Below are 16,578 nucleotides of genomic sequence, written 5' to 3'. Positions count from 1 at the left end.
CACTTACGGGTCCCAAGCTCCGGGAGGCGACGTGACCGACTTCAAGCCTGGCCTCGAGGGTGTGGTCGCCTTCGAGACCGAGATCGCGGAACCCGACAAGGCCGGTGGCTCGCTGCGCTACCGCGGCGTCGACATCGAAGACCTGATCGGCCAGGTGTCCTTCGGCAACGTCTGGGCGCTGCTGGTCGACGGCCGGTTCGGTCCGGGGCTACCGCCGGCCGAGCCGTTCCCGGTGCCGGTGCACTCCGGCGACATCCGGGTCGACGTGCAGTCCGCGGTGGCCATGCTGGCGCCGTACTGGGGGCTCAGCCAGCTCCTCGACATCACCGACGACCAGGCCCGCTCCGACCTGGCCCGGGTGTCGGTCACCGCGCTGTCGTTCGTGGCCCAGGCGGCGCGCGGGCTGGGTCTTCCGGCCGTGCCCCAGAAAGACATCGACAAGGCGCAGACCGTGGTCGAGCGGTTCATGCGGCGCTGGCGCGGCGAGCCCGACCCGCGTCACGTCAAGGCCGTCGACGCCTACTTCATCTCGGCCGCCGAACACGGCATGAACGCGTCCACGTTCACCGCGCGGGTGGTCGCCTCGACCGGCGCCGACGTGGCCGCGTGCATCTCCTCCGGCATCGGCGCGCTCTCCGGCCCGCTGCACGGCGGCGCGCCGTCCCGCGTGCTGCACATGATCGAGGGCGTCGAACGCAGCGGCGACGCCGAGGGGTACGTGCGGGGTGTGCTCGACCGCGGCGAGCGGCTGATGGGCTTCGGCCACCGGGTCTACCGCGCCGAGGACCCACGCGCCCGGGTGCTCCGGCGCACGGCCAAGGAACTGGGCGCGCCGCGCTTCGAGGTGGCCGAGGCGCTCGAGCGGGCCGCCCTGGCCGAGCTCAAGGCCCGCAAGCCCGACCGGGTGCTGGCGACCAACGTGGAGTTCTGGTCGGCCGTGGTGCTCGACTTCGCCGAGGTGCCGTCCCACATGTTCACGTCGATGTTCACCTGCGCCCGGGTGGCCGGCTGGAGCGCGCACATCATGGAGCAGAAGAAGCTCGGCCGCCTGGTCCGCCCCTCGGCCCTCTACGTGGGACCGGCCACCCGCAAGCCGCAGGACGTGGAGGGGTGGGACCGGGTCCCGCATAATGCATAGCGGCCATCCCCCCGCCGGAAGGATCCCCAGGTGACCGACGCGATCCGCATTCCCGACGACCTCAGGCCGGTCGACGGACGGTTCGGCTCCGGGCCGAGCAAGGTCCGTCCCGAGGGGGTCGAGGCGCTGGCCGCGGTCTCGCGCACCTACCTGGGCACCTCACACCGGCAGCGCACGGTCAAGGACCAGGTGGCCCGGCTGCGCCGGTCGATCGCCGAGTTCTTCACCGCGCCGGCCGGCTACGAGGTGGTCCTCTCCAACGGCGGGACCAGCGCGTTCTGGGAAACCGCGGCGTTCGGGCTGATCCGCGACCGGGCCCAGCTGGCCGAGTTCGGCGAGTTCGGCGGCAAGTTCCGCAAGGCCGTCGCGGACGCGCCGTTCCTGGCCGCGCCGTCGGTCCGGCAGGCGCCCGGCGGGCAGGCCGCGTTCCTGGCGGCGGAGCCGGGGGTGGACACGTACGCGAGCGTCCACAACGAGACCTCGACCGGCGTGGCCGTGCCGGTGCGGCGGCCGGCCGGGGCCGACCCGGGCGCGCTGGTGCTGACCGACGCCACCTCGGGCGCGGGCGGCCTCGACGTCGACCTCACCCAGACCGATGCCTACTACTTCGCGCCGCAGAAGGCGTTCGGCTCGGACGGCGGGCTGTGGATCGCGCTGCTGTCGCCGGCCGCGCTCGACCGGGCGGCCGAGATCAAGGCGTCCGGGCGCTACATCCCCCAGTTCCTCGACCTGGTCACGGCCATCGAGCAGAGCCGGCTCGACCAGACGTACAACACGCCCGCGCTGGCCACCGTCTTCCTGGCCGCCGAGCAGACCGAGTGGATGAACGCGCAGGGCGGTCTGGCCTGGTCGGCCAAGCGCAGCGCGGAGAGCGCGGCGGCGATCTACGGCTGGGCCGACCGGTCCGAGTTCGCCACGCCGTTCGTCACCGACCCGGCCGTGCGCTCGAACGTCGTCGCCACCATCGACTTCGCCGACGGGGTCGACGCCGCGGCGATCGCCAAGGTCCTGCGGGCGAACGGCATCGTGGACACCGAGCCCTACCGCAAGCTCGGCCGCAACCAGCTCCGGGTGGCCCTCTACCCCACGGTCGACCCCGCCGACGTCGAGGCGCTCACCAGGTGCGTCGACTATGTTGTCGAACGGCTCTGAATTTCCGCCACGGACTACCACGAAGATCATCTCTGCTGCTCAACGACTCGCCCGGCGTGGCTTACCCCCATCGGGTGACCGGGGCGCGTAGCGTGTTCCTCAAATGCGCCCGGGTGACCGAGTCTCGGGAGGCAGCAGGCCAGCGAGCGACGAGACGGAGGCAACGCATGCGGCCGGTACGCTTCGTCGCTCTCTCCGAGGACGGCCAGGCGCTGGTGCTCGCCGACGAGGTCGGCCGGCTCCTCGCCCTGCCGATCGACGACCGCATCAACGGTGCCATCGTCGAGGGCCCACACCCCCACCCGACCTCGGGCGCCGGTTCGGCCGTCGCCCTGGCCACAACCGAACACTCGATGGCGGTGCTGTCCCCGCGCGACATCCAGTCCCGCATCCGGTCCGGTGAGTCGGCCGAAGACGTCGCCCGCATCGCCGGTGTGCCGGTCGACCGGGTACTCCGCTACGCCGGCCCGGTGCTGCAGGAGCGGGCCATGCTCGCCCAGCACGCCCGCCGCACCCGGCTGAAGACCTCCGACACGGGCGCCCCGCTGGCCGAGGTCGTCGACAGCCGGCTGGCCCAGCACGGCATCGACGCCGAGAAGATCTCCTGGGACGCCTACCGCCGCGACGACGGCACCTGGCGGATCATCGCCACCTGGCCGTCCGGCAAGGCCACCGCCCAGGCGGTGTGGGACCTCGACAAGGCTCGCCAGGTCGTGTCGCCCCACGACGACATGGCGCAATACCTGTGCGCCGAGCGGCCGACCCAGATCCTCGGTCAAGAGCCGGCCCCCGAGCGCAGTGCCGACCGCGGCCACGGCCTGCCCGGCCCGACCCGCTCGGTCGAGCCCGCCCGCGGCGGCCACGGCCTGCCCTCGTCGGGCAACGAGCCCTCGCGCCCCTCACGCGACCCGATCCGCGCCGGCCGCGACGCCCTGCTGGCCTCCCTCGACCGCCCGCTCAACCCGGCCACCGGCCGCGGCCTCGACGCGGTCCCGTCCGACACGCCCCGCCGCCCGGTCGCCGGTGGCGCCGCGGCGCTGCTCGGCAGCGGCGCCGGTTCCGCCTTCGACGAAGACTCCGACCTGCCCAAGGAGGTGCCGGCCGTGCCGTCCCTGGCGGTGCTGCGGCCTCGCCGCACGGTGGGCCAGGGCGGTCAGCAGCAGAACTCGGCCACCACCGACGAGTCCGGCGAGCAGAAGCCCCGCAAGCGCCTGCCAAGCTGGGACGACGTCCTCTTCGGCGGCGGCCCGGCCGCCCGCGAGTCAAGCTAGCGCAACCCGCCCTGCGCGCGGGTCAAGCCTGAGCGACCCGCCCATCGCACGGGTCAGGCTGGAGCGGCCAGGCGCTGACCCGGTCGTAGCCGAGCCCTTCGGCATGCCGGCTGTGTACCAGCACCAGCTCGCTGGCGGTCCAGGGTGGCCCCGCGTAGGCGTTCAGCGCCGCCCGCACCTCGGCGTGATCCCGGTAGGACACGGTCAGATGGGGCGTGAACGGTCCGTTGCCGAGCGGCAACCGGGCGCGGAGCCGGAAGAGCGCCGGCAGGTCGCCGTCCACCCCGGCCCAGAGCGCGGTTCCGAAGTTCCCGCCGCCCGCCAGCCGCAGCCGGATCGGCCCGCCGCCGGCCGCCGCCGCACCGACCGCCTGCGAGATCTCGGGCAGTTCCTCGTCGGGATTCTCGCCGAGGAACGCCATCGTGATGTGCCACCGTTCGACCGCGGTCAGCCGGACCGGCCTGGTCATCGCGTCGCGCAGGTGCCGACGCAACTCGTCGCGGACATCTTCGGGCGGGAACAGGGCAACAAACAGTCGCACGAGCGTGACCCTAACCCGGTAATCTTCGCGGCGTTCCACCCGGGACGTCGGCCCTTCAGGAGGGTTCGTTGCATTCGCTCGACCTGACGTCCTTCCGCGACCTGGTGGGCGACGCCCGGATCGTCGGCCTTGGCGAGTCTTCCCACTATGTCCGGGAATACACCGTGGTGCGCCACGAGATGACCCGGCTCCTGGTCGAAGACCTGGGCTTCACGCTGGTCACGGTCGAGTCCGGGTTCAGTGAGGGCCTGCTCGTCAACCGCTGGACCCATGGCGGCGAGGCGCCGGTGGCCGAGGTGGCCGCCGAGGGCATGACCTACCGCTTCGGCGAGTACCCCGAGATGCACGACTTCCTGACCTGGATGCGCGACGTCAACGAGGGCGGCGGCAGCGTCACGTACGCCGGTCTCGATCTGCCCGCCGATCTGGCGTCGCTGCTCCCGCCGCTGGACAGCCTGGACGGCTACCTGTTCGACGTGGACCCGGACGGGTCGGCGCTGATCGGTCAGGCCCGGCGGCTGGCCGAGCGGTTCGCCGGACCGCACACGATGGCCGCCTTCGCCGCGTACCGGGCCATGGAGTCGGCCGACCGCAACCACCTGACCCTGCTGCTGGCCGGGCTGAGCGCCCGCTTCGACGCGATGCGCCCGCTCTATGTCCGCCGCACCGGCGCCGACCGGTACGAGACCACGCGGCACGAGCTGCGGCTGGCCGTGCGGCTCGACCAGATGCTGCGTACGCAGACCGAGGCCGCCGAGGCCGGCATCCCCACCGTGGTGAACGTCCGTGATGCCGCCATGGCCGACACCGCCCTGCGCCTGCTCGACCGCGCGGGCGGGCGGATGGTCCTGCTGGCCGCCAACACTCACCTCCAGCGCGTCCCGATGCGCCTCGACCAGTACGAGCTGCCGGTGGCCGGCGTCCATCTGGCCGACGCCCTGGGTGACGCCTACGTGGCCGTGGCCCTGACCTGCGACGGCGGGAGCACCCCGAGCCGCCGCGCCAACCCCGACTCGCCGGGTGGCGTCGACCTGGTCAGCGTCGACCTCCCCGACCCGGCCGAGGGCAGCGTCGAGGCCTATCTGCGTACGCTGCCGCACGGCGACCGGGTGACCGACCTGCGCCCGTTGCGCCGGGCGGCCGGCTTCGGCCCCCAGCGTCTCCGCGTGATGGATGGGTACCTGGACGTTCCCGTGGCGCACGCCTTCGACCTGATCGCCGCCCTCCCCAAGATCACCCCAGCAACGCGCTCCTGACCAGGTCTGCGGCGTTGACGTCGTGGTTCGTCGGGCCGAGGATGCGGGGCGCGTCGGCCGGGCCGGGGACGGTGTGCCCGGCCCCGTGCAGGGTGTAGAGCACGACCGAGGGCCATTCCGCGCGCTCCACCGACGTCCCCGGCAGCGTCGTGGTGACCGGTTCGCCGGCGACGCCGTTGCGTTCCGCGAAGTAGCGCGCCGTCTCCGGCATCGACCGCATCGGCCCGCCGACCCGGAAGAACTTGCGCAGCAGCCATCTCATCTCGCCGCCCTCGTACGCGACGATCGGGTCCTTGGTGCCGTGGATGAGCAGCATCGGCACGGGCGCCGGCGCCGTTCCCGGCAGGAGGAAGTTCGCGGGCGCCGGCATGGTCGCCCCGATGACGGCGGCGCCGGAGAGCAGCGAGGGCGTCTCGTGGAGGAGCCGCATCACCATCTGCCCGCCGTTGGAGTAGCCGACCCCGAAGACCCGGCTCGCTCCCAGCTGATCGATCACGGCCCGGGTGAACCCGACGTCGTCGATGTTCGCGAGCCGGGCCGGGAAGGAGCTCTCCCGCCGGGCGTCGTTCCAGTTGCCGCGGTAGCCATCGAGGTAGGCGACCGCGGTCCCGTCGCCGGCGAGCGCGTCGTAGATCCCGCCGGTGAACGCCCGATGCTTGGCGCCGGTCTGCTTGGACCCGTGGAAGACCAGGATCAGGTCGGCCGCTCCGGGCGCCCCCACCAGGGTGAAGGTGCGCTTCCGGCCGGCCACCTCGACGCTGTCAACGATCATGGGACGACGCTAAACTTTGACATCGTGTCAAGGTCAAGCGTTGAGGACGGCCGCCGATGATGATCAGCCAGCTGAGCGCGAAGACCGGCGTCAGCCCCCGTTCCCTGCGCTATTACGAACAGCAGGGCCTGATCACGGCGGTACGCCGGCCCAACGGCTACCGCGACTACGACGACGGGTCGGTGATCACCGTGCTGACCATCCGCTCGCTGCTCGACCTCGGGTTCCCGAGCGACCTGATCCGCACGGTGCTGCCCTGCACCACCGGCGGGAAGGTCGACCAGGCCGTCTGCCAGGGCGTGGTCGAGCGCGTCGCCGGCATCCGCGACGACGTTGCCGCCCGTGTCATTCACCTGGAGCGGACCAGGGACGCGCTGACCAGCTTTTTGAACGAGAACGTCTAGCTGGGCCGGATCGGCGGCAGGCCGGCCGCCACCAGCTCGGCCTCGACCCGGACGCGTTCGATCTCGCGGTCCAGGCTGTCGGTCAGGCAGGACAGGTGGTGTGAGACCGACAGGTAGGTGCAGGCGACCTGGAGCCAGCGGTCGTAGGCGCCGACCACCGCCTGCGCCCACTGCTCGGACTGTTGCGTCACCCCGCCCAGCCGCTGGCGGTCGAGGCGCCGCAGCTCGCCCAGCATCTGGTCGAAGGCCGGCAGCGGGTTGAACGACGACACCGGGCCACATCGGCAGGACGGGCCACCGGCGGCGTCCAGGCCGGCGCACTCGGCCTCGGCGAGGGCCATGAAGCCTCGCTCGAGCCGGTTCAGCCGGGCGCGGTCCCATCGGGCACGCTGCGCCCAGGCCCGGCGGAGGGCCTGGCCCTCGGCGGAGCGGATCATCTTGAACAGTGCACACGTCAGACCAAACAACGCGGTCAGCGCTGCCATGAGCACCACGGTGTGCGGAGTCATCACCAAGCGACGCTATGTTCCCGCCGCCGCTGACACTTCGACTGTTCGGCCGAGCCGCCGTGCCATCCCATTCTCCGTCCCACTCTGCGAACAACCACAGAGGACGGTGAAAGCCCGATGAACGTCAGGTGACCAGCGCATTCACCGCCGCTCGGGCCGTGACTCAGGCGGCGGGGCGGACCTCGGTAATCGGCTCGGGCTTCAGCACGGCCGTGGCGGCGGTGGGCATCGGCACCAGCGAGAGCGACGGCCGTGGGCGTACCCGGAACCGCAGCCGGTCCCCGCTGGAGCGCAACTGCCAGACCAGCGCGCCCACCCCGGCGACCGCGCACACCGCGCCGGCCCCCCAGATGCTCGACGGCACCCCGTAGTGCTCGCCCCACCAGCCGGCCAGCGACGCCCCGATCGGCGTGGTGCCGAGGAAGACCAGCACGTAGAGGGCCATCACCCGGCCCCGGTAGGCCGAGTCGACGCCCATCTGCACCCGGTGGTTGGCCGCCTGGGCCAGGTAGATCGAGCAGAACCCGGTCGGCACCAGCAAGATCATCGCCACGATGAAGCTGGGCGCGAACCCGACCGCGATCTCGAACAGGCCGAAGCCGATCGCCGCCCAGACCACCAGGTACGGCCCGGGCCGGGCCCGCCGTCCGCTGCCGGCCAGCGCGCCGCAGAGCGAACCGAGCGCCAGCGCGGTGGTGAGCAGCCCGAACGTGGACGGACCGGCCTTGAAGTCGATCTTCGCCAGCGAGGCCAGGGTGACCGGGAAGTTGAAGCCGATCATTCCGATCACGGCCATCAGCACGATCGGCAGCACCAGGTCGGGCCGCCGGCGCACGTAGCGCAGGCCGTCCTTGATGCTGGTGTCGGCGCCCTTGTCCGGGCGTTCCGCCGAGAACAGTTCGGTCACCCGCATCGCGCCGTAGCTGAACGTCGGGGCGATGCAGAGCACGGTGGCGATCACGAAGACCGGGCCGGTGCCGAACAGGGCCAGGGCCACACCGGCCAGCGCCGGTCCGCCGATCCGGGCGGTGTTGAAGGTGGCCGCGGAGAGGGCCAGGGCATTCGGCAGCAGCCGCATCTCGACCAGTTCGGAGACGAACGCCTGCCGGACCGGGGTCTCGATGGCGCTGGCCGTGCCGAGCAGGCCGGCGAAGAGGAAGACGTGCCACAGCTCCACGACGCCGGAGGCGACCAGGATCGCGAAGACGATCGCGGTGACCGCGAACACGGCGTTGGCCGCCACGAGCAGCTTGCGCTTGTCGTACCGGTCGGCCAGCTTGCCGCCCCACAGGGTGAGCAGCAGCACCGGGGTGAACTGCAGGGCGGTGACCAGGCCGAGCGCCTTCGGTGAGTTGCCGGACAGGTCGAGCACGAGCCAGTCCTGGGCGGTGAACATCATCCAGGTGCCCAGCAGCTTGATCAGCTGCCCGGTGGCGAAGAGCCGGTAGTTGCGAACCTGCAGGGACCGGAATGTCGTGCCTAGCACTGCCCGCACTCGGGTTGCGCCTCCTCAACGGTCGTACGCGTCATCGTCGTGTGACGGAACGACCGGAGGCTGGCCCGACGATCAGGCCTTGGCCACCTGGTGCATGATCTCAGCCGCGCGGGCGAGGGTGTCGCGGTCGGAAGGACTGAGGTCGGCCAGGTGCCGGGCCAGCCATTCGTTGCGCGCTCGCTCGAACTGTGCGTACACCGCACGCCCCTGTTCGGTGGGCGCCAGGATCACCTGGCGTCCGTCGCTGGGGTGGGGCGTACGCACAACGAGTCCTTGTTCTTCCAGCTTGCCCACGATCTTGGTCATCGTGGGCGGCTGGACCCGCTCGACGTCGGCCAGCTCACGAGGAGTCAGCGCGCCGGCCAGCTGAAGGCTGGTCAGCGCGGACAGCTGACTGAACGTGAGGTCGCCGACCGGGCGGGCCTGGCGGACCCGTCGGTTGAGCCGGGTGATCGCGTCACGCAGTGTCGCAGCCAGATCATCGGCTGTAGCGCGCTCCGTGGTCACCGACCGCTCCATCACGTTGTTTAGCCTAGCTAATGAGCTTGGCTAACGACATCCGTTGTGCGGTGACCTAGGACATGTTCCACATTCAGTCCCAGTCGTCCCGCCCCGAAAGCGAATGTGGAACATGACCTAGAGCACCAAGCTCTCCAGCGGGCCGCGGAGGAAGTACAGGACGAAGATAGCGGCCACGCCGTAGAGCAGCGGATGCACCTCCCGCGCCTTGCCCACGGCGAGCTTGATCACCACGTACGAGATGATCCCGGCCCCGATCCCGTTGGAGATCGAGTACGTGAACGGCATCAGCGTGATGGCCAGGAAGGCCGGGATCGCGATCTCGTAGTCGGTCCAGTCGATCTGCCGCACCGCGGTGATCATCAGGAAGCCGACCAGCACCAGCGCCGTCGACGCGGCCTCGAACGGCACCACCGAGACCAGCGGCGCGAAGAACATCGCCAGCAGGAACAGGCCGCCGGTGACCAAGCTCGCGACGCCGGTGCGGGCGCCCTCGGCCACACCGGCGGCGCTCTCGATGTACGAGGTGTTGCTGGACACGCCGGCCGCGCCACCGGCGGCCGCGGCCACCGAGTCGACGAGCAGGATCTCGCGGGTACGCGGCGGCATGCCCTCGGCGTCGAGCAGCCCGCCCTCCTGGCCGACCGCGACCATCGTGCCCATCGTGTCGAAGAAGTCGGTGATCAGCAGCGTGAAGACGAACATGATCACGACCAGGAAGCCGGCCCGGCTCCACGAGTCGAAGACGTTGAAGTTGCCCAGCAGCGACAGGTCGGGCAGGTCGACGATCTTGTCGGGCAGCGCCGGCACGTTCAGCGACCAGCCACCCGGGTTCGGCTTGCCGTCCACGAAGGACGGGCCGGCGTGGGCGATCGCCTCGACGACGATGGCCAGCCCGGTGGTGCCGAGGATGCCGATCAGGATCGCGCCGCGCACCTTCCGGACGAACAGCACGATGGTGAGCAGCAGACCCAGCACGAAGACGAACAGCGGCCAGGTGGTCAGCTTGCCGCCGAGGCCCAGCTCGACCGGCACCGTGGTGTTGGCGGCGTCCGGGATGCGGCGGACGAACCCGGCGTCGACCAGCCCGATGATCATCAGGAACAGGCCGATGCCCACCCCGATCGCGGTCTTGAGCTGGGTCGGCACCGCCTTGAAGACCATCGTCCGCAGCCCGGTGAGCACCAGGATGGCGATCAGCACGCCCTCGATGACCACCAGGCCCATCGCGTCGGCCCAGGTCATCTCGGGCGCGATCTCGAACGCCACCAGCGCGTTCACGCCCAGCCCGGCGGCCAACGCGAGCGGGAACCGGCCCACCACGCCCATCAGGATGGTCACCACGCCGGCCACCAGCGCGGTCGCCGCGGCCAGCGCCGGAATCGCCAGCGAGTTGCCGTCCGCGTCCACACCGCCGCCCAGGATCAGCGGGTTCAGCACGACGATGTAGGCCATCGTGAAGAACGTCGCCAGCCCGCCGCGCACCTCCCGGCCCACCGTGGATCCGCGCGCGGAGATGTCGAAATACCGATCAAAACCGCTCTTCGGCGTACGCGATGCCGGCGCTTCTGATTCGGGCGTGCTCGTGGCCATGGGCGCATCGTGTCAGAACGTCTGTGACGGAGGAAGATCACCGATGTTACGAACCGGCCACCGCGTACCCTGGTCGCCGTGACCAAGCCCCGCCCTGAGCCCCTGGACCCGCCGATGGTGCCGTTCGCGCTGGGCGGCATGGCCCTGTTCGCGATCGCCCTGCTCGTGGTCTGGCTGGCCGGCGCGCCCGGCTACTGGCTGTGGACCTGCGTGGCCGGCTTCATCTGGGGCATCCCCGGCCTGCTCACGATGTTGCGCCACGACGCCAACCGGCGGCGCCGGCGGGCCCTGTCACACCCGCAGTTCGAGGTGCACTCGTAACGACGCGGGTCAGGAGTGGCCGTAGTCCTCGGCCGGCTCCGACTCTTCGACCGAGCCGTGCGGGCGGCTGACCGCGACCGCCTCCACCTCGGAGTCGTCGTAGATCGTGGGCAGTTCCTCGACCGGCGCCTCGGCGTTGCCCAGCATCGTCTCGGAGTGTGCGCCGCAGCCGTGGTCGGCGCTGACCGCCCGGGCGTCATCCGGCGCGTAGAGATTGCCGCAGACCCCGAACATGCCGCGCATCGACCCGGCCAGCGGCATGTAGAAGCCGCAGGTGCCGCAGCGGGCGTTGCGTGGCGCCGCGGTCGAGATCGCCGCCTCGGGGCCGGACTCGCCGTCGTACCAGCGCTGGGCGGTCTCCATCCGCCCTTCCTGGGACATCACCCGGGACCGGCCCAGGCCGAGTTCCCAGGAGACCTCCTCGACCGCGGGGTCGTCGCTCAGCACGTACCCCTGAGCGAGCCTGTCGTCGTCCGGCGCGGTCGGCATCAGGTCGCCGACGCCCAGGTCGCCGGGCTGGAGCCGCTCGTTCCAGGGCAGCCAGCCGGGCGCCAGCAGCGCGTCGGGCCCGGGCAGCAGGACGGTCTCGCACACGGTCACGTGCCGGCTGCGCGGCACCCGGGTCACGGTCACCGCCCACCGCCAGCCCCGGTAGCCGGCCAGATGGCTGTCGAAGAAGTGGGTCACCACGCGGTCGCCCTCGGCGATCGCCTCCAGGTGGTCACCGATGTCCTCGGCATCGACCTCGGTGATCGCTCCCCTGGCCACGCCGATGGCATCGGCGCAGACCTGGTCGAGCTTCGCGGCACGGGCGGTGGTCCTGGTGGTCACGTGGCCCATTGTCCCCTACCGGGACTCTCCCCACGCACCGACTCCCCCGGATTCGATGTGCGGGGGGCGCGACTCTCTCGCTTCGATCAGTCAGGATGGTTCACATGCCGTTGCTTCCCACGCTCGGGCAGACCTTCGCAACCGGGGTCCGCGCCGTCCGCGCGCTGGTGCGTGGGTCGGTGCGGGGCGGGGCGTGGGCGACCCGCCGGGTGGGCGACGCCCGGGCCCGGGGCGCCAACAACGAGGCGGGCATGGTCCGGCTCTTCGACCTGCACGCGCTGTCCGTCGCCGGCGACACCCTGATCGCCATCGGCCTGGCCGGAACCATCTTCTTCGACGTGCCGCTCGGCGAGGCCCGCAGCAAGGTCGCCCTCTACCTGCTCATCACCATGGTGCCGTTCACGCTGCTGGCCCCGGTGGTCGGCCCGCTGCTCGACCACTTCCGGCACGGCCGCCGGTACGCCCTGGCCACGACCATGCTGGGCCGGGCCTTCCTGGCCTATGTGATCTCCGACAACCTGCTCGGCTTCGGCCTCTACCCCGCCGCCTTCGGCGTGCTGGCCCTGTCCCGCGCCTACGGCGTGGCGAGATCCGCGGCCGTCCCCCGCCTGCTGCCCGCCGGGGTCGGCTTGTCGCAGGTCGGGGCCAGAGCGAGTGTCTACGGTACATTCGCCGGCGCCATCGTGGCACCGATCGGCCTGGCCGCGTTCTGGTTCGGCCCGCAGTGGTCGCTGCGCGTGGCCAGCGTCATCTTCGTCGTCGGCATGGTCATCGCCCTGCGCCTGCCGGCCAAGGCCGACTCCGACCCGCCCGAAGAGATGCCCCGCCCGCTGCGTACGGTCCTCCGCCTCCGCCGCGGCTCGGACCGCCCGCTGTCCGGCGCCCTGGTCATCAACGCCCTGATCGGCAGCGCCTGCCTGCGGCTGCTGTACGGCTTCCTGCTGCTCTACTTCGCCTTCGCCATCAAGGCCGGCCAGCTCGGCACCACCCTGCTCGGCCGCGACATCGGCGACGCCGCCGCCGTGGCCCTGGTCGGCGGCGCCCTGGTGACGGGCACCTTCCTGTCCACCGCGATCGGCACCCGGCTGCAGATCCGCCGGCCGGCCGCGCTCCAGTCGGCCGGCCTGACCATCACGGCCGGCACCGCGGTGATCGCCCTGGTCTTCTACAACCTGGCCCTGGTCGCCCTGCTGGCCCTGGTGGCGGCCACCTTCAGCGGCATCTCGAAGCTGGCGATCGACGCCAGCATCCAGGAACGGGTCCCCGAGCGCCTCCGCGCCAGCGCCTTCGGCCACTCCGAGACCGTCCTGATGATCGCCTGGGTCATCGGCGGCGCCATCGGCATCATCCCGCTGACCGGCCGCCTGGGCGTGGCCCTGGCCGCCGCCATCGCCACCGCCGCCGCCATCCGGGCCGCCTTCGTAGCCACCCGCCTGCGCCACGAACGCCTGCACGGCCGCCCCGACGCCACCCCCGAGCCACCGACGGACCCGTCCGCCCCGCCCCACCCGACGGCCCGCCCCAGCACGGGCAACCTCCCCGCCGACCCCTGGCCCACCGCCCCCACGGTCACTCCACGCCAGGACGCCATGCCCCCCTTCCCCAGAACCGCCGAGAGAACCCCCGCCCGTCCTCAGCACGGCGACGAGACAACCGTGCGCCACCACCCCCGCCGCCCCGAGCCCGACACCGAGCTCAACCCCACCCTGGTCGACCAGCCCGAGGCCAAGAAACGCCGCCCCTGGCAACGCAAGGACAAGGACAAGGCAAAAGCAACCCCACCCCCGCCGCCTCCGCCCCCACCGCCTCCGGCCAAGCCCGATCCGGCCCTCGCCCCGCCCGGCTTCCACGTCTACCGCCCCAGCTCAGCCGACCGCCCCAACGGCAACGGCGCCAACCACGACGACCGATGACCCTGCTGATCATCACGGCCGTGGAGCCCGAGGCGGCCGCCATCCGCGCCGGCCTGTCCCGAGCCGACGTGGCCGCGGTAGGCGCCGGCCCAGCCGCCGCAGCCGCGGGAACAGCCCGCCGGTTGGCCCTCAAGCCGTACGAGGCAGTCCTGTCCGCCGGCATAGCCGGCGCCTTCCCAGGCCGCGCCGCACTGGCCGCCACCATCCTCGGCGCCCGCACCATCGCCGCCGACCTGGGCGCCGAGTCCCCAGAAGGATTCCTGCCCATCGACACCTTGGGCTTCGGCACCAGCACCCAGCCGGCCGACCCGGCCCTCCTCAAGACCTTGCAGAACGCCCTGCCCCAGGCCTTGACCGGCGACATCCTCACCCTGACCACAGTGACCGGAACCGCCGAAACAACCGAAAGGCTGGCCGGCGCACATCCCGAGGCGCTGGCCGAGGCGATGGAAGGCCACGGCGTGGCCACAGCGGCCGCCCAGGCCGGCGTGCCATTCGCCGAGCTACGCACCATCTCCAACCTGATCGGCCCCCGAGACCGCAAAGCCTGGCGCCTGCCGGAGGCCCTGACCGCCCTCTCTCAAGCCGCAGCCAACCTCCCCTGGTAGACCCACCCACCAAGAGTGTGGCGTTGCAGACAGACCCAGGAGACCCAGGAAAAACAGGACTACGGTCGCGAACGTGGCCCTCTCCTTGGCAGTCTCCCCCTGTCCGAACGACACGTTCGTCTTCCACGCACTGGTCCACGGCAGAGTCCAGGGCGCCCCACCCATCGACCTCACCTTCGCCGACGTCGACGTCACCAACACCGCCGCCGAGAAGGGCGAATACGACCTGGTCAAGGTCAGCTACGCCGCGCTGCCATGGCTGCTCGACGACTACCAGCTGCTCCCCTGCGGCGGCGCGCTGGGCCGGGGCTGTGGCCCGCTCGTGCTGACGAACGGCCGTGAAGACCTGGCCGGCGCCACGGTGGCCGTGCCCGGCGACCGGACCACGGCCTACCTGCTGTTCCGCCTCTGGTCGGCCGGCCGCCCGCCCGCGAACATCGAGGTCGTCCCGTTCCACGAGATCATGCCCGGCGTGGCCGACGGCACCTACGACGCCGGCCTGGTCATCCACGAGGCCCGGTTCACCTACCCGCGCTTCGGCCTGACCGCCATCCAAGACCTGGGCGAGTGGTGGGAACGTGACACCGGCCTGCCCATTCCGCTGGGCGCCATCCTGGCCAAGCGTGGCGTCGTCGATCCGGCCGAGGCCACCGAGTGGATCCGCCGGTCGGTGAGCATGGCCTGGGCCGACCCGACCGCGAGCGAAGAGTTCGTGCTGGCCAATGCCCAGGAGATGGAGCCCGAGGTGGTCAAGCAGCACATCGACCTGTATGTGAACGAGTTCACGCTGGACCTGGGCCAGGAGGGTTTGGCCGCCGCCGACGCCCTGCTGGGGCGTGCGGCGGCGGCGGGAATCACGCCCGCGACCCGGGGCCTAGCCCTCTAGTTCCTTGGCCACCGCGTGGACGAGCTGCGCGATCTTCTGGGCCGACCGCTTGTCCGGGTAACGCCCACGGCGCAGGTCGGGCTGCACCTTCGCCTCGAGGATCTTGATCATGTCCTCGACCATGCCGTGCAGTTCGTCGACCGGCCGGCGCCGCAGCTCGGCCATGGACGGCGGCGCGTCCAACACCTTCAGGCCCAGCGCCTGGGCGCCCTTTCGGCTGTCGACCACGCCGAACTCGACCCGCTGACCGGTCCTCAACTCTTCGGTTCCGGCCGGGAGCGCGCCCTTGGGCAGGAACACGTCGCCGCCCTCATCGCTGGTGACGAACCCGAATCCCTTCGCCGCGTCGTACCACTTCACTCGACCCGTGGGCACCGCTGACCTCAACTCACATCAAGAATTTCGCCGGGGGGAGAACTACGTCTCCAGGCTATCCAAGGTGTCGGTCCGACTCCCAACCGTTATCTCGTCCAGGAGGGCGGGGAAACCGGTCAGGTCGGGGAGCACGTAGGTGGCCCCGGCGGCCCGGAGATCAGCGGCGGAGCACGGTCCGGTCGCCACGCCGATGCCCGGAATGCCCGCTGTGCGGGCGGCGACCATGTCACCCGTGTGGTCACCCACATACCACCGGACCCCGTGCTCGGTGAGCGCCGCGGCCTTTCCCTCGGCGAAGAGGTCGCCGGCCAGTTCGTCGTAGGCCAGGCCGAGGTGGTCGAGGTGCAGCTCGGCCAGCCGGCCCAGCTTGGAGGTGACCACGACCACGCGCAGGCCGTGGGCGCGCACGGCGTTCAGCGCGGCGGCGGCGCCGGGGGTGGGCAGGGCCGGTTCGATCGCGTACGCCGGGTAGAGCGCGCGGTAGGTGGTGACCGCCTCTTCCACCTGCTCGGGCGGGAACCACTCGCGCAGCTCGGTGCGCAGCGGCGGCCCGAGCCGGGTGACCGCGAGGTCGGCGTCGACGTGGACACCGGTCTTCGCGCTCAGCGCCCGGTAGGCCGCCGCGATGCCGGGCCGGGAGTCGATCAGGGTCATGTCCAGGTCGAACCCGACTGTCATGACCGACTGCACCGAGCGGCACTCAGCCGCACCTCACAACGGCCTCGCAGGCGAGGGCCAGAAGGGCATGACGAAAGCAGCTCAGCTTCCCGTTGGCTCACGGAGTCAGGGTCGGGGTGTAGGTCAGCTGGTCGACCGGCAGGGGGAAGGTCTGGTCGTCACCGAACGGCGAGGGCGCCGCCGGCTTGTCGGCCGTGATCTCGGAGATGGCCAGGTGGCCTTCCTTCGGCGACCGGGCGCGGCTCGGACCGCCCTCCCGCACCTCGGTGCCCGGCACCTTCGGATGTGCTTCCACGCCACTGCCCCCTCGAGGATC

General features: G+C 71.4%; 17 protein-coding genes and 2 pseudogenes. 9 read left to right on the top strand and 10 right to left on the bottom strand.

Going from position 1 to position 16,578, the window contains the following annotated elements:
* The first annotated feature begins 31 nt into the window (after positions 1-31).
* From AB0O15_RS24630 to sepH, 3 genes are all read left to right on the top strand, one after another.
* Entirely contained in the window at positions 32-1,138 is a 1,107-nt protein-coding gene (locus tag AB0O15_RS24630; RefSeq protein WP_364322563.1) for a citrate synthase 2, read from the top strand.
* A 30-nt stretch (positions 1,139-1,168) separates the two neighbouring features.
* On the top strand, positions 1,169-2,290 hold the full coding sequence (serC, locus tag AB0O15_RS24625; RefSeq protein ID WP_364322561.1) for a phosphoserine transaminase: 1,122 nt from the start codon (positions 1,169-1,171) through the stop codon (positions 2,288-2,290).
* Between the two features lie 167 nt (positions 2,291-2,457).
* Complete coding sequence (gene sepH / locus AB0O15_RS24620) at positions 2,458-3,561, top strand: septation protein SepH (protein ID WP_364322559.1); 1,104 nt, start codon at positions 2,458-2,460, stop codon at positions 3,559-3,561.
* A 22-nt stretch (positions 3,562-3,583) separates the two neighbouring features.
* Here the strand turns inward: sepH and thpR are convergent, their stop codons facing one another.
* The gene (gene thpR / locus AB0O15_RS24615; RefSeq protein ID WP_364322557.1) at positions 3,584-4,102 is read right to left on the bottom strand and encodes an RNA 2',3'-cyclic phosphodiesterase; all 519 of its coding nucleotides are present in this window, start codon (positions 4,100-4,102) and stop codon (positions 3,584-3,586) included.
* Positions 4,103-4,170: 68 nt separating this feature from the next.
* Between thpR and AB0O15_RS24610 the strand changes: the two genes are divergently transcribed.
* Positions 4,171-5,358, top strand: coding sequence for an erythromycin esterase family protein (locus AB0O15_RS24610; protein WP_364322555.1), 1,188 nt, complete (start codon positions 4,171-4,173; stop codon positions 5,356-5,358).
* Here AB0O15_RS24610 and AB0O15_RS24605 read toward each other — a convergent pair.
* Complete coding sequence (locus tag AB0O15_RS24605; protein WP_364322553.1) at positions 5,336-6,130, bottom strand: hypothetical protein; 795 nt, start codon at positions 6,128-6,130, stop codon at positions 5,336-5,338. The two genes, AB0O15_RS24610 and AB0O15_RS24605, sit on opposite strands and share 23 nt — an antisense overlap.
* A 56-nt stretch (positions 6,131-6,186) precedes the next feature.
* On the opposite strand from AB0O15_RS24605, the gene AB0O15_RS24600 reads away from it, so the two are divergent.
* Positions 6,187-6,534, top strand: coding sequence for a MerR family transcriptional regulator (locus tag AB0O15_RS24600; RefSeq protein WP_364322551.1), 348 nt, complete (start codon positions 6,187-6,189; stop codon positions 6,532-6,534).
* On the opposite strand, the gene AB0O15_RS24595 is transcribed toward AB0O15_RS24600, so the two are convergent.
* From AB0O15_RS24595 to AB0O15_RS24580, 4 genes are all read right to left on the bottom strand, one after another.
* A complete protein-coding gene (locus tag AB0O15_RS24595; RefSeq protein ID WP_364322549.1) occupies positions 6,531-7,046 on the bottom strand; it encodes a hypothetical protein in 516 nt (171 codons plus the stop codon). The two genes, AB0O15_RS24600 and AB0O15_RS24595, sit on opposite strands and share 4 nt — an antisense overlap.
* A 160-nt stretch (positions 7,047-7,206) precedes the next feature.
* Complete coding sequence (locus AB0O15_RS24590) at positions 7,207-8,538, bottom strand: MFS transporter (protein ID WP_364322547.1); 1,332 nt, start codon at positions 8,536-8,538, stop codon at positions 7,207-7,209.
* 72 nt (positions 8,539-8,610) lie between these two features.
* Positions 8,611-9,057: a MarR family transcriptional regulator gene (locus AB0O15_RS24585; RefSeq protein ID WP_364322670.1), complete on the bottom strand. Its 447-nt coding sequence runs from the start codon at positions 9,055-9,057 to the stop codon at positions 8,611-8,613.
* Positions 9,058-9,174: 117 nt separating this feature from the next.
* A complete protein-coding gene (locus AB0O15_RS24580; protein ID WP_364322545.1) occupies positions 9,175-10,650 on the bottom strand; it encodes an NCS2 family permease in 1,476 nt (491 codons plus the stop codon).
* Positions 10,651-10,764: 114 nt separating this feature from the next.
* Between AB0O15_RS24580 and AB0O15_RS24575 the strand changes: the two genes are divergently transcribed.
* A complete protein-coding gene (locus AB0O15_RS24575) occupies positions 10,765-10,971 on the top strand; it encodes a DUF2530 domain-containing protein (RefSeq protein ID WP_364322668.1) in 207 nt (68 codons plus the stop codon).
* Between the two features lie 9 nt (positions 10,972-10,980).
* Here AB0O15_RS24575 and AB0O15_RS24570 read toward each other — a convergent pair whose 3' ends face one another.
* Entirely contained in the window at positions 10,981-11,811 is an 831-nt protein-coding gene (locus AB0O15_RS24570) for a DUF3027 domain-containing protein (protein WP_364322543.1), read from the bottom strand.
* Positions 11,812-11,906: 95 nt separating this feature from the next.
* Here AB0O15_RS24570 and AB0O15_RS24565 point away from each other — a divergent pair, with 95 nt between their 5' ends.
* The 3 genes and pseudogenes from AB0O15_RS24565 to AB0O15_RS24555 all read left to right on the top strand — a co-directional run bounded on the left by AB0O15_RS24565 (position 11,907) and on the right by AB0O15_RS24555 (position 15,270).
* Positions 11,907-13,715, top strand: a complete 1,809-nt coding sequence (locus tag AB0O15_RS24565; protein WP_364322541.1) for an MFS transporter — start codon at positions 11,907-11,909, stop codon at positions 13,713-13,715.
* Positions 13,712-14,323 carry a futalosine hydrolase gene (locus tag AB0O15_RS24560; RefSeq protein WP_364322539.1) on the top strand — a complete coding sequence of 204 codons (612 nt, stop codon included), beginning with the start codon at positions 13,712-13,714 and terminating at the stop codon, positions 14,321-14,323. Before AB0O15_RS24565 ends, AB0O15_RS24560 begins: the two co-directional genes overlap by 4 nt.
* A 73-nt stretch (positions 14,324-14,396) precedes the next feature.
* A pseudogene (locus AB0O15_RS24555) lies at positions 14,397-15,270 on the top strand (1,4-dihydroxy-6-naphthoate synthase).
* A 143-nt stretch (positions 15,271-15,413) separates the two neighbouring features.
* Here the strand turns inward: AB0O15_RS24555 and AB0O15_RS24550 are convergent.
* The 3 genes and pseudogenes from AB0O15_RS24550 to AB0O15_RS24540 form a co-directional block, all read right to left on the bottom strand.
* Positions 15,414-15,569: pseudogene (locus AB0O15_RS24550) on the bottom strand (cold shock domain-containing protein); the annotation flags it as partial.
* A 57-nt stretch (positions 15,570-15,626) separates the two neighbouring features.
* Positions 15,627-16,262 (bottom strand): HAD hydrolase-like protein, encoded by a 636-nt coding sequence (locus tag AB0O15_RS24545; protein WP_364322537.1) that lies wholly within the window; start codon positions 16,260-16,262, stop codon positions 15,627-15,629.
* Positions 16,263-16,359: 97 nt separating this feature from the next.
* Positions 16,360-16,557 (bottom strand): hypothetical protein, encoded by a 198-nt coding sequence (locus AB0O15_RS24540; RefSeq protein ID WP_364322535.1) that lies wholly within the window; start codon positions 16,555-16,557, stop codon positions 16,360-16,362.
* Positions 16,558-16,578: the final 21 nt, after the last annotated feature.

The sequence above is a fragment of the Actinoplanes sp. NPDC089786 genome (assembly GCF_040684855.1).
GTDB lineage: Bacteria > Actinomycetota > Actinomycetes > Mycobacteriales > Micromonosporaceae > Actinoplanes.
The sequence above is the reverse complement of the archived record's forward strand: the minus strand, read 5'-3'. Positions and strand labels throughout refer to the sequence as shown.

What these genes read in the sequence shown, in the direction of transcription:
- sepH (WP_364322559.1), top strand. Translation starts at nt 2,458, where the DNA reads ATGCGGCCGGTACGCTTCGTCGCTCTCTCCGAGGACGGCCAGGCGCTG.
- AB0O15_RS24605 (WP_364322553.1), bottom strand. Translation starts at nt 6,130, where the DNA reads ATGATCGTTGACAGCGTCGAGGTGGCCGGCCGGAAGCGCACCTTCACC.
- AB0O15_RS24545 (WP_364322537.1), bottom strand. Translation starts at nt 16,262, where the DNA reads ATGACAGTCGGGTTCGACCTGGACATGACCCTGATCGACTCCCGGCCC.
- AB0O15_RS24575 (WP_364322668.1), top strand. Translation starts at nt 10,765, where the DNA reads ATGGTGCCGTTCGCGCTGGGCGGCATGGCCCTGTTCGCGATCGCCCTG.
- AB0O15_RS24565 (WP_364322541.1), top strand. Translation starts at nt 11,907, where the DNA reads ATGCCGTTGCTTCCCACGCTCGGGCAGACCTTCGCAACCGGGGTCCGC.
- AB0O15_RS24585 (WP_364322670.1), bottom strand. Translation starts at nt 9,057, where the DNA reads ATGGAGCGGTCGGTGACCACGGAGCGCGCTACAGCCGATGATCTGGCT.
- AB0O15_RS24560 (WP_364322539.1), top strand. Translation starts at nt 13,712, where the DNA reads ATGACCCTGCTGATCATCACGGCCGTGGAGCCCGAGGCGGCCGCCATC.
- AB0O15_RS24580 (WP_364322545.1), bottom strand. Translation starts at nt 10,650, where the DNA reads ATGGCCACGAGCACGCCCGAATCAGAAGCGCCGGCATCGCGTACGCCG.
- AB0O15_RS24600 (WP_364322551.1), top strand. Translation starts at nt 6,187, where the DNA reads ATGATGATCAGCCAGCTGAGCGCGAAGACCGGCGTCAGCCCCCGTTCC.
- AB0O15_RS24570 (WP_364322543.1), bottom strand. Translation starts at nt 11,811, where the DNA reads ATGGGCCACGTGACCACCAGGACCACCGCCCGTGCCGCGAAGCTCGAC.